Source organism: Streptomyces sp. R33 (assembly GCF_041200175.1).
In the GTDB taxonomy this organism is placed as follows: Bacteria; Actinomycetota; Actinomycetes; order Streptomycetales; family Streptomycetaceae; genus Streptomyces; species Streptomyces katrae_B.
Genome location: NZ_CP165727.1, coordinates 2,827,501 through 2,838,652, shown reverse-complemented (window position 1 = coordinate 2,838,652; position 11,152 = coordinate 2,827,501). Strand labels below are relative to the sequence as shown.

The 11,152-nt window shown below is 70.1% G+C and carries 11 protein-coding genes (1 of these 11 cut by a window edge); 9 read left to right on the top strand and 2 right to left on the bottom strand.

The features are described 5' to 3' along the window. Nucleotides 1-31: 31 nt before the first annotated feature. The 6 genes from eccD to AB5J51_RS12710 all read left to right on the top strand — a co-directional run bounded on the left by eccD (nucleotide 32) and on the right by AB5J51_RS12710 (nucleotide 7,222). Entirely contained in the window at nucleotides 32-1,537 is a 1,506-nt protein-coding gene (eccD, locus tag AB5J51_RS12735) for a type VII secretion integral membrane protein EccD (RefSeq protein WP_369777750.1), read from the top strand. Nucleotides 1,538-1,710: 173 nt separating this feature from the next. Then, entirely contained in the window at nucleotides 1,711-1,998 is a 288-nt protein-coding gene (gene rpsO, locus AB5J51_RS12730; protein ID WP_030161433.1) for a 30S ribosomal protein S15, read from the top strand. A gap of 310 nt (nucleotides 1,999-2,308) precedes the next feature. Continuing rightward, the gene (locus AB5J51_RS12725) at nucleotides 2,309-4,531 is read left to right on the top strand and encodes a polyribonucleotide nucleotidyltransferase (protein WP_053786189.1); all 2,223 of its coding nucleotides are present in this window, start codon (nucleotides 2,309-2,311) and stop codon (nucleotides 4,529-4,531) included. Further along, a complete protein-coding gene (locus tag AB5J51_RS12720) occupies nucleotides 4,528-5,907 on the top strand; it encodes a pitrilysin family protein (protein ID WP_053786190.1) in 1,380 nt (459 codons plus the stop codon). The genes AB5J51_RS12725 and AB5J51_RS12720 overlap by 4 nt, the downstream gene beginning before the upstream one ends. 81 nt (nucleotides 5,908-5,988) lie before the next feature. Further along, nucleotides 5,989-6,744, top strand: a complete 756-nt coding sequence (gene dapB, locus AB5J51_RS12715; RefSeq protein WP_369777749.1) for a 4-hydroxy-tetrahydrodipicolinate reductase — start codon at nucleotides 5,989-5,991, stop codon at nucleotides 6,742-6,744. 19 nt (nucleotides 6,745-6,763) lie between these two features. Then, nucleotides 6,764-7,222: a hypothetical protein gene (locus AB5J51_RS12710; RefSeq protein ID WP_053786192.1), complete on the top strand. Its 459-nt coding sequence runs from the start codon at nucleotides 6,764-6,766 to the stop codon at nucleotides 7,220-7,222. Nucleotides 7,223-7,308: 86 nt separating this feature from the next. On the opposite strand, the gene AB5J51_RS12705 is transcribed toward AB5J51_RS12710, so the two are convergent. Both AB5J51_RS12705 and AB5J51_RS12700 read right to left on the bottom strand, forming a co-directional pair. After that, nucleotides 7,309-7,872, bottom strand: coding sequence for a PH domain-containing protein (locus AB5J51_RS12705; protein WP_053786193.1), 564 nt, complete (start codon nucleotides 7,870-7,872; stop codon nucleotides 7,309-7,311). A gap of 48 nt (nucleotides 7,873-7,920) precedes the next feature. After that, nucleotides 7,921-8,160: a hypothetical protein gene (locus tag AB5J51_RS12700; protein ID WP_053786194.1), complete on the bottom strand. Its 240-nt coding sequence runs from the start codon at nucleotides 8,158-8,160 to the stop codon at nucleotides 7,921-7,923. Between the two features lie 258 nt (nucleotides 8,161-8,418). Between AB5J51_RS12700 and thyX the strand changes: the two genes are divergently transcribed. The 3 genes from thyX to AB5J51_RS12685 form a co-directional block, all read left to right on the top strand. After that, nucleotides 8,419-9,159 carry an FAD-dependent thymidylate synthase gene (thyX, locus tag AB5J51_RS12695; RefSeq protein WP_053786195.1) on the top strand — a complete coding sequence of 247 codons (741 nt, stop codon included), beginning with the start codon at nucleotides 8,419-8,421 and terminating at the stop codon, nucleotides 9,157-9,159. A gap of 248 nt (nucleotides 9,160-9,407) precedes the next feature. After that, a complete protein-coding gene (dapA, locus tag AB5J51_RS12690) occupies nucleotides 9,408-10,307 on the top strand; it encodes a 4-hydroxy-tetrahydrodipicolinate synthase (RefSeq protein ID WP_053786196.1) in 900 nt (299 codons plus the stop codon). Nucleotides 10,308-10,424: 117 nt separating this feature from the next. Further along, nucleotides 10,425-11,152 carry the beginning of a ribonuclease J gene (locus AB5J51_RS12685; RefSeq protein ID WP_053786197.1) on the top strand. Its footprint extends 958 nt past the window's final position, so the window shows 728 of its 1,686 coding nt (coding positions 1-728); it begins with the start codon at nucleotides 10,425-10,427; its stop codon lies off the right edge, out of view.

Below are 11,152 nucleotides of genomic sequence, written 5' to 3'. Positions count from 1 at the left end.
ATCCGCTTCGCCAACCAGGGGGGTCACACAGGTGAGTACGGCCGCAACGACGGGCTTCTGCAGGGTCACCGTCGTGGCCCCCGACAGCCGCATCGACGTCGCCCTCCCGGAGGACATCGCCGTCGCCGACGTCTATCCCGAACTCCTGCGCCTCACCGGCCAGACCCAGCCCGTCGGCGCCCCCACCGGTTTCCACCTGGTCCGCCGCGACGGCACGGTCCTCGACGGCGCCCGCACCCTCGCCGCCCAACAGGTCCTCGACGGCGAGGTGCTGAGCCTGCGCCCGTTCGCCGAGTCGCTGCCGCCGGCCGTCTTCGACGACGTCTCCGACGCCGTCGCCTCCGCCGTCGTCCGCGACCGCCACCTCTGGAGCGACGACATGCTGCGCGGCGCGGGCCTGGCCGGCGCCGCCCTGCTGCTCGTCCTGCTCGGCTTCGTCCTCTGGTACGCCGACCCGGTCCGCCACGACATGCACGGCCTGCCCGGCATCATCGCCGGCGCCGCGGGCGTGTTCCTCACCGCCGCCGCCGGAGTGCGCGCCCGGGTCTACCGCGACCGCGGCTCCGCCGTCGCCCTCGGCCTCGGCGCCCTCCCGCACCTGCTGATCGCCGGCTCCGGCATCATCGCCGCCGGCGCCGGCGAAGGACCCGGCCGGCTCCAGTTCCTGCTCGGGTGCGTCTGCGTCCTGGTCGCCTCCGTCGCCCTGGTCGCGCTCACCCCCAACGGGGACGCCCCCTTCGTCGCGGCCACCTTCCTCGCCGCCACCGGAACCCTGGCCACCTTCCTCGCCATCGTCACCGAGGCCTCCGCCACCGCGACCGCCGCCGTCTGCGCCCCCGTCGCCATCGGCCTCGTCGCCTTCCTGCCCGGCCTCTCCGCCCGCTTCGCCCGGCTGCCCATCGGCTACGCCGCCCCGCAGAGCGCCGTGGAGAGCTACGAAACCCCGGACCGCTACGAGACCGAGCCGTACGGCGACCCCGCCGGCCCCGAGCAGCACGAGGCGGGCACCCCCCTCGACGCCGAGGCCATCGCCACCCAGGCCCGCCGCGGCCACGAGATGCTCCTCGGCCTGGTCGGCGGCTGCGCCGCGGTCGTCGTCGGCTCCGCCGCCGTCCTCGGCTTCTCCGACAACACCTGGGGCCGGCTGCTGGCCCTCACCACCGGGCTGGCCATGCTGCTGCGCGCCCGCCTCTTCCGCTACACCTCCCAGGTCGTGTGCACCCTGGTCGCCGGCCTGGCCGCCATCGGACTGCTGATCCTGGGCCTGGCCCTGCACCCGCCGGCCGACCTGGTCCGCGAGCTCGTGCAGTACCACGACCGCGGCGGTCTGGACCTCCGTACGATCTGGCTCTCCGCAGCCGTCGCCGCCGGCGCCGCCCTCCTCGCGGGAATTGCGCTTGTCATCCCCCGCAAGGGCCTGTCACCCTTCTGGGGACGGCTGCTCGACCTCACCGAGGCGGCAGTACTTCTCAGTCTTGTCCCGCTGGCCCTCGCCGTGCTGGACGTGTACGCCCGGGCCCGCTCTCTCACCAGCTGAGACGGGGGCCGGGCGGCAGCCTGGTACGCTGTGTGACGGCCGTTTGTGTACGCGCCCCCGGAAACCCTCTGGAGGCTGCGCTCAGCGGACCCCGCCTCCCGAGTTACGGAAGATCCCCAGAGAATTCGACCTGGGGCACTCGGTGGCCACGAAGACCTATACGAGGAGTACGCGTGTCGCTCGACGCCGCTACGAAGAAGCAGATCATCGCCGAGTTTGGTGCCAAGGAGGGCGACACCGGCTCCCCCGAGGTCCAGGTCGCGATGCTCTCGAAGCGCATCACGGACCTGACCGAGCACCTCAAGACCCACAAGCACGACCACCACTCCCGTCGTGGTCTGCTGATCCTGGTCGGCCAGCGTCGCCGCCTGCTGCAGTACCTGGCCAAGAAGGACATCCAGCGCTTCCGTACGCTGGTCGAGCGCCTCGGCATCCGCCGCGGTGCGGCCGGCGTCAAGTAAAGACGCTGTGAAGGGAGCGGTTCCCACACTGAGGGGGCCGCTCCCTTTGCTGTACGTGCAGTCGCTCTACGTGCGGGACGTACCGGACGCTTTGTAGTCTGGACGCACGCGCACGCGAACCACGTGCACAACTGAAGAGGAGGAGCGCCCTCCCAGGCCGCCGGTCCTCGGTAGTGGTACCCGGAAAGCCCCACGGGCACCGAACCGGGTACTTCGATCGAAGACCGGCCCGCACGCAAGGAGCGCTTCTCCGCACCGTCCGCAGCCACACGGGCAGCGGACGGAGACGACGAAAATGGAGAAAACGCTAGTGGAGAACGAGACCCACTACGCCGAGGCCGTCATTGACAACGGTTCCTTCGGCACCCGCACCATCCGCTTCGAGACGGGCCGTCTGGCCCGCCAGGCCGCCGGCTCCGCCGTTGCCTACCTGGACGACGACACGATGGTGCTTTCCGCCACCACCGCGTCGAAGAAGCCCAAGGACCAGCTCGACTTCTTCCCCCTGACGGTGGACGTCGAGGAGCGCCAGTACGCGGCCGGCAAGATCCCCGGCTCGTTCTTCCGTCGTGAGGGCCGCCCCTCCGAGGACGCGATCCTCACCTGCCGTCTGATCGACCGCCCGCTGCGCCCGTCCTTCAAGAAGGGCCTGCGCAACGAGATCCAGGTCGTCGCCACCGTCATGGCGCTGAACCCGGACCACCTGTACGACGTCATCGCGATCAACGCCGCGTCCGCGTCCACGCAGCTGGCCGGCCTGCCCTTCTCCGGCCCGATCGGCGGCGTCCGCGTCGCGCTGATCCGCGGCCAGTGGGTGGCCTTCCCGACGCACACCGAGCTCGAGGACGCCGTCTTCGACATGGTCGTCGCGGGCCGCGTCCTGGAGGACGGCGACGTCGCGATCATGATGGTCGAGGCCGAGGCCACCGAGAAGACCATCACCCTGGTCAAGGGCGGCGCCGAGGCGCCGACCGAGGAGATCGTGGCCGCCGGCCTCGAGGCCTCGAAGCCCTTCATCAAGGCCCTCTGCAAGGCCCAGGCGGACCTGGCGGCCAAGGCCGCCAAGCCCGAGGGCGAGTTCCCGGTCTTCCTGGACTACCAGGACGACGTGTACGAGGCCCTCGCGGCCGCCGTCAAGGGCGAGCTCTCCCAGGCGCTGACCATCGCGGGCAAGCAGGACCGCGAGTCCGAGCTGGACCGCGTCAAGGAGATCGCCGCCGAGAAGCTCCTCCCGGCCTTCGAGGGCCGCGAGAAGGAGATCTCCGCCGCCTACCGCAGCCTGACCAAGGCCCTGGTGCGCGAGCGCGTCATCAAGGACAAGGTCCGCATCGACGGCCGCGGGATCACGGACATCCGTACCCTCGCCGCCGAAGTCGAGGCCATCCCGCGCGTGCACGGCTCGGCGCTGTTCGAGCGTGGCGAGACCCAGATCCTGGGCGTCACCACCCTCAACATGCTCCGTATGGAGCAGCAGCTGGACACCCTTTCCCCGGTGACCCGCAAGCGCTACATGCACAACTACAACTTCCCGCCGTACTCCGTCGGTGAGACCGGCCGCGTGGGCTCGCCCAAGCGCCGCGAGATCGGCCACGGCGCGCTCGCCGAGCGCGCGATCGTGCCGGTCCTCCCGACCCGCGAGGAGTTCCCGTACGCGATCCGCCAGGTGTCCGAGGCCCTCGGCTCCAACGGTTCGACGTCCATGGGCTCGGTCTGCGCCTCCACCATGTCGCTGCTGAACGCCGGTGTGCCCCTCAAGGCCCCCGTCGCCGGTATCGCCATGGGCCTGATCTCCCAGGAGATCGACGGCAAGACGCACTACGTCGCCCTCACCGACATCCTCGGTGCGGAGGACGCCTTCGGCGACATGGACTTCAAGGTCGCCGGCACCAAGGAGTTCGTGACCGCCCTCCAGCTGGACACCAAGCTGGACGGCATCCCGGCCTCCGTCCTGGCCGCGGCCCTCAAGCAGGCCCGCGACGCCCGTCTCCACATCCTCGACGTGATGATGGAAGCGATCGACACGCCGGACGAGATGTCCCCGAACGCCCCGCGGATCATCACCGTCAAGATCCCGGTGGACAAGATCGGTGAGGTCATCGGCCCCAAGGGCAAGATGATCAACCAGATCCAGGAGGACACCGGCGCCGAGATCACGATCGAGGACGACGGCACCATCTACATCGGTGCCGCCGACGGCCCGGCTGCCGAGGCCGCCCGCGCCACGATCAACGGCATCGCCAACCCGACCATGCCGGAGGTCGGCGAGCGCTACCTGGGTACGGTCGTCAAGACCACCACCTTCGGTGCCTTCGTCTCCCTGCTCCCGGGCAAGGACGGGCTGCTGCACATCTCGCAGATCCGCAAGCTCGCCGGTGGCAAGCGCGTGGAGAACGTCGAGGACGTGCTCGCGGTCGGCACCAAGGTCCAGGTCGAGATCGCCGAGATCGACCAGCGCGGCAAGCTCTCCCTGATCCCCGTGATCGACGGCGAGGCTGCCGGCGACGACGCTGACAAGGACGACTCCGACAAGTGACGTCGCGTAGTTCCCGTGTGACGGCCCGCCCCTCTTCGGAGGGGCGGGCCGTCGCCCGTACCCAAACCCTCCTCAAGGGCGAGAACGGCATCGGCACCGTCCGGCGCACCGTCCTCCCCGGCGGACTGCGCATCGTCACCGAGACGCTGCCCTCGGTCCGCTCCGCCACCTTCGGCATCTGGGCGCACGTGGGCTCCCGCGACGAGACGCCCACGCTCAACGGTGCCACGCACTACCTCGAGCACCTCCTCTTCAAGGGCACCGCCCAGCGCACCGCCCTCGACATCTCCTCCGCGATCGACGCGGTCGGCGGCGAGATGAACGCCTTCACGGCGAAGGAGTACACCTGCTACTACGCACGGGTGCTCGACACCGACCTGCCGCTGGCGATCGACATCGTCTGCGACATGCTCACCGGCTCGCTGATCCGTGAGGAGGACGTCGACGCCGAGCGCGGCGTCATCCTCGAAGAGATCGCGATGACCGAGGACGACCCGGGCGACTGCGTGCACGACCTGTTCGCGCACACGATGTACGGGGACACCCCGCTGGGCCGCCCCGTCCTCGGCACCGTCGACACGATCAACGCCCTCGGCGCCGACCGGATCCGCCGCTTCTACAAGAAGCACTACGACCCCCGCCACCTGGTGGTCGCCGCGGCCGGCAACGTCGACCACAACAAGGTCGTACGCCAGGTCCGCGCGGCCTTCGAGAAGGCCGGTGCCCTGCGGCACACCGACGCCGAGCCGATCGGCCCGCGCTCCGGAGCCAAGCGCATCCGCACCTCCGGCCGCGTCGACCTGATCAACCGCAAGACCGAGCAGGCCCACGTGGTCCTCGGCATGCCCGGCCTGGCCCGCACCGACGAGCGCCGCTGGGCGCTCGGCGTGCTGAACACGGCCCTCGGCGGCGGCATGTCCTCCCGCCTCTTCCAGGAGGTCCGGGAGAAGCGCGGGCTGGCCTACAGCGTGTACTCGTACACCTCGGGCTTCGCCGACACCGGGCTGTTCGGCGTGTACGCGGGCTGCCGCCCGAACCAGGTCCACGACGTGCTGCGGATCTGCCGCGGCGAGCTCGACAAGGTCGTCTCCGAGGGGCTCACCGACGAGGAGATCAAGCGGGCCATCGGCCAGCTGTCCGGCTCCACCGTCCTCGGCCTGGAGGACACCGGCGCGATCATGAACCGCATCGGCAAGAGCGAGCTCTGCTGGGGCGACCAGATGTCGGTCGACGAGATGCTGGCCCGGATCGCCTCCGTGACCCCGGACGACGTCCGCTCGGTCGCGCAGGATGTACTGGCCCAGCGGCCGTCGCTCGCGGTGATCGGCCCGCTGAAGGAGAAGCAGGCCGCCCGCCTCGACGAAGCGGTGTCCTGAGACCCGGAGACCCTGGATACCTTGGGGCCGGGCACCGGCCGCCTGCCGGTGCCCGGCCCGTACGACAGGAAGCGAAGAAGCATGAGCAGCAAGCTGCGGGTGGCCGTACTCGGCGCCCAGGGCCGCATCGGCTCCGAGGCGGTCAAGGCCGTCGAGGCCGCGGAGGACATGGAGCTGGTGGCCGCCCTCGGCCGCGGCGACAAGCTGGAGACGGTGGCCGAGGCCGGCGCGCAGGTCGCCGTCGAGCTGACCACCCCCGCCTCGGTCATGGAGAACCTGGACTTCCTCATCCGCCACGGGATCCACGGAGTGGTCGGCACCACCGGCTGGACCGAGGAGCGCCTCGCCCAACTGGACACCTGGCTCGCCGCCTCCCCGCAGACCGGCGTGCTCATCGCCCCGAACTTCTCCATCGGCGCCGTCCTCACGATGAAGTTCGCCGCGCAGGCCGCCCGCTACTTCGAGTCCGTCGAGGTCGTCGAGCTCCACCACCCGAACAAGGTCGACGCCCCCTCCGGCACGGCGACCCGTACGGCGCAGCTCATCGCGGCCGCCCGCGCCGAGGCCGGCTGCGCCCCGCAGCCCGACGCCACCGCCACCGCTCTGGAGGGCGCGCGCGGCGCGGACGTCGACGGCGTCCCGGTGCACGCGATCCGCCTGCGAGGCCTGCTGGCCCACCAGGAGGTGCTGCTCGGCGGTGAGGGCGAGACCCTGACGATCCGTCACGACTCGCTGCACCACAGCAGCTTCATGCCGGGCATCCTGCTCGGTGTGCGCCGCGTCGCGGCGACCCCGGGCCTCACGTTCGGCCTGGAAAACTTCCTCGACCTCGGCTGATGAGCAGGCAGTAGTACCCATGCGCGCGAAGATCACTTACTTCCTCACGGCCGCCGTCCTGGTCGTCTACTTCGTCCTGGTCGGCAGCCGGGGCGTGCTGCTGATCCGCCAGGGCACCTGGCTGACCGTGACCTTCGGCGCGGCCGTGCTGATCCTGCCGGTCATCGGCGTCTGGTTCCTCTGGAAGAACACGCAGTTCGTGACCAGGGCGAACCAGCTCGCGACCGAGCTGGAGGCCGAGGGCGGACTGCCCGTGGACGAGCTGGAGCGGGACGAGTACGGCCGGATCCTGCGGGACTCCGCCGACGAGGTCTTCGCGCGCCGCAAGGCCGAGACGGAGGACGCGCCGGGGGACTGGCGCAGCTGGTTCCGCCTCGCCGTCGCCTACCACGACGCCCGCGACACCCCGCGGGCCCGCAAGGCCATGCAGCGGGCCATCGCCCTGCACGGCGGACCGCGCGGGCAGGCCGTCCCGTAGGCCCGTAGGCCCGTGGAACCCGGAAGCCCGTACAGAGCCCGCCTGAGCGGATCCTGTACGGGCTTCCAGGGCACTGCACGTCGGTGTCAGGCGGGCACGGCCCGGTACTCGTCGGCCCAGGCCTCGACCATGTCGGCGGCCCGGTCGAACGCCTCGGCCCGCGACAGGAAATCGGCGTTGTGGTCGGTCAGCAGCACCGGCAGCTCCGCGCCGTCGCGCGCGGCCGCCGTCAGGGCCTGGCCCTGGACGGTCCGCGGCAGCCCCAGCCAGCGCACCGGCTGCTGGACCGTACGGACCTCGGTGATCTCGTCCCAGGCGATCGAGCGGGTCCGGAAGAAGCCCACCCGGCGAAGCCCCGCCGGGCTCACCCAGACGCCCGCCATGAGCAACCGCAGCGCCGACCCGATCACGCCGAGCGCGGCGGCCACGCAGACACCGGCACCGGCCCAGGCGCCCGCGAACGCGATGATCATCGTGGCGAGCAGCATGAACGCGGCCAGCAGGAGCAGCAGGGCGGCGCCGGCCACCCGCCAAGGCCCGGGCCGGTAGGGCCGGCGCCAGCGGTCGGGGTCCTCGTGGGCGAGTACGTCGTCGCCGGTGTCTTCGTGCGCGTCGAACGCGCGGTCGGCCGTCAAGAAGGGCAGGGGCACGGCTGTACCTCACTCACATGCACGTTCGGTTGGGCTGTGCCCGAGAGGCTACCGCCCCTCGGAGGCCTCCGACTGCTGCGACTTGGCGGGCGCCTGGTGGGGCTGCAGTGCGGGCATGCCGAAGAGCAGGGAGCCGACGAGCCCCGCCACCACGGTCAGCCCGACCAGACTACGGGCGGCCATCTGGGCCGCGCCCAGACGCTCGCGCGGCGGCGGAGTGACATTGCTGCGGAAACGGTCGGCCTCGGCGACGAAGGCGAACGGGACGGGTTCGCTCCGGCGAAACATAGAGCGACTCTCCTCACGGTCAGGGCCCTGGGGCGGCGGTGGCGGGTGCGTACGGCCTGTACCGGTGAAGACGTACGAACCGCCCAATCGGTGCCGGAATTCGGGACATTAACCAAATTTTATGGCTGGGCGTCAGCTGAAAGGGTGACGCAGCCGCCGCCCCGGCCTGCGCCTGATCCGCCCGAGAGCTGCACGGGGAGCCGCGAGCTGCGCCGTAGAGTGGGCGCGCCCCATGTGAGTCGTTCGGAAGGACCCCCGGTGAGCGAGACCGCCGCTTCAGACCTGAAACCCAGCTTCCGCAGTGATGTGACGGTGGAGCTGGTGAAGCACTCCGCCGCCGACTCCGACGTGCTGTGGGCCGCCCGTGTCTCCACGGCCGGCGAGCAGTCCCTCGAAGAGCTCCAGAAGGACCCCGAGCGCTCCAAGGGCCTCATCAACTACCTGATGCGGGACCGCCACGGCAGCCCCTTCGAGCACAACTCGATGACCTTCTTCATCAGCGCCCCGATCTTCGTGTTCCGCGAGTTCATGCGGCACCGCGTCGGCTGGTCGTACAACGAGGAATCGGGCCGCTACAGGGAGCTCGAGCCGGTCTTCTACGTCCCGGACGCCGAGCGCAAGCTCGTCCAGGAGGGCCGCCCGGGCAAGTACGTCTTCGTCGAGGGCACCGCGGCCCAGCAGGAACTGACGGGCCGGGTCATGGAGGACTCGTACCGTCAGGCGTACGAGGCCTACCAGGAGATGCTGGCCGCGGGCGTGGCCCGCGAGGTTGCCCGTTCGGTCCTGCCGGTCGGACTTTTCTCCTCGATGTACGCCACCTGCAACGCGCGCTCGCTCATGCACTTCCTCGGCCTGCGCACGCAGCACGAGCTCGCGACCGTCCCCTCCTTCCCGCAGCGGGAGATCGAGATGGTCGGCGAGAAGATGGAGCAGCACTGGGCCGCGCTCATGCCGCTGACGTACGCCGCGTACAACGCCAACGGCCGCGTCGCCCCGTAAGGGCCGGTAGCGCCGGATGGGCATGGATGGACCCACTCCGTACAGATGTACGGAGTCAAGTCCGAAGTGTCCGTATTGCCACGTTTCGTAAAGTTCATCTAGGCTGATCAAACGGACCCGGCACTGCTTGAACCCCCGAGCAGGCAGTGCCGGGATCCAACAGACGTCCCGCCCCGTGCCGGGAGCCACACCCTGTTGACGTCCCCCGAGGGGACACTGCGAGCATGGCAGCGAGTAGCGTGTTACCCATGGCTCCGATCTCGACTCCGCAGACCCCCTTCGGGCGGGTCCTCACCGCCATGATCACGCCCTTCACGGCGGATGGCGCACTCGACCTCGACGGCGCGCAGCAGCTCGCCGTCCACCTGGTGGACGCAGGCAACGACGGCCTGATCATCAACGGGACCACCGGCGAGTCCCCGACCACCACCGACGCGGAGAAAAACGACCTCGTACGAGCCGTCCTCGAAGCGGTCGGCGACCGTGCCCACGTCGTCGCCGGCATCGGCACCAACGACACCCGCCACACCCTCGAGCTGGCCCGCCAGGCCGAGCGCACCGGCGCACACGGCCTGCTCGCGGTGACCCCGTACTACAGCAAGCCGCCGCAGGAAGGCCTCTACCGGCACTTCACGGCGATCGCCGACGCCACCGAGCTCCCGGTGATGCTCTACGACATCCCCGGCCGCAGCGGCGTCCCGATCAACACCGAAACCCTGGTGAGGCTCGCCGAGCACCCCCGTATCGTGGCCAACAAGGACGCCAAGGGCGACCTCGGCCGCGCCAGCTGGGCCATCGCCCAGAGCGGACTCGCCTGGTACTCCGGCGACGACATGCTGAACCTGCCGCTGCTGTCCGTCGGCGCCGTCGGCTTCGTCTCCGTGGTCGGCCACGTGGTCACCCCCGAGCTCCGCGCCATGCTCGAGGCCCACCTGGGCGGCGACGTCCAGAAGGCCACCGAGATCCACCAGAAGCTGCTCCCCGTCTTCACCGGCATGTTCCGCACGCAGGGCGTGATCACCACCAAGGGCGCCCTGAACCTGCAGGGCCTGCCCGCCGGCCCGCTGCGGCTCCCGCTCGTCGAGCTGACGGACGAAGAGGCGGCCCAGCTCAAGATCGATCTTGCCGCCGGCGGGGTACAGCTCTGACATCAGACTTCACAACTGAATAAGCAAGACGAACAAAACAGACGAATGCAAGTGCACGAATGACATGCGCGCCACGTGCCTTACGAGGTACGTGGCGTGTGTGGTGAGGAGATACTTTTGAGCCATCCGCACCCTGAACTCGGCCCGCCGCCGAAGCTCCCCAAGGGCGGCCTCCGGGTCACCCCCCTGGGCGGTCTCGGCGAGATCGGCCGCAACATGACCGTCTTCGAGTTCGACGGCCGCCTGCTGATCGTCGACTGCGGCGTCCTCTTCCCCGAGGAGGAGCAGCCCGGCATCGACCTGATCCTGCCGGACTTCTCGTCCATCCGGGACCGCCTCGACGACATCGAGGGCATCGTCCTCACGCACGGCCACGAGGACCACATCGGCGCCGTCCCCTACCTCCTGCGGGAGAAGCCGGACATCCCGCTGATCGGCTCCAAGCTGACGCTGGCCCTCATCGAGGCCAAGCTCCAGGAGCACCGCATCCGCCCCTACACCCTCGAGGTGAAGGAGGGCGAGCGGGAGAACCTCGGTCCCTTCGACTGCGAGTTCATCGCCGTCAACCACTCCATCCCGGACGCCCTGGCCGTCGCGATCCGGACCCCCGCGGGTCTCGTCGTCGCCACCGGCGACTTCAAGATGGACCAGCTGCCGCTGGACAACCGCCTCACCGACCTGCACGCCTTCGCGCGCCTGAGCGAAGAGGGCATCGACCTCCTCCTCTCGGACTCGACGAACGCCGAGGTCCCGGGCTTCGTCCCGCCGGAGCGCGACATCTCCAACGCCATCCGCGGTGTCTTCGCGGGTGCCCAGAAGCGGATCATCGTGGCGTCCTTCGCCAG

Coding starts and splice junctions, on each gene's coding strand:
- AB5J51_RS12700 (WP_053786194.1), bottom strand. CDS start 8,160: ATGTTTCGCCGGAGCGAACCCGTCCCGTTCGCCTTCGTCGCCGAGGCC.
- dapA (WP_053786196.1), top strand. CDS start 9,408: ATGGCTCCGATCTCGACTCCGCAGACCCCCTTCGGGCGGGTCCTCACC.
- AB5J51_RS12710 (WP_053786192.1), top strand. CDS start 6,764: ATGCGCGCGAAGATCACTTACTTCCTCACGGCCGCCGTCCTGGTCGTC.
- dapB (WP_369777749.1), top strand. CDS start 5,989: ATGAGCAGCAAGCTGCGGGTGGCCGTACTCGGCGCCCAGGGCCGCATC.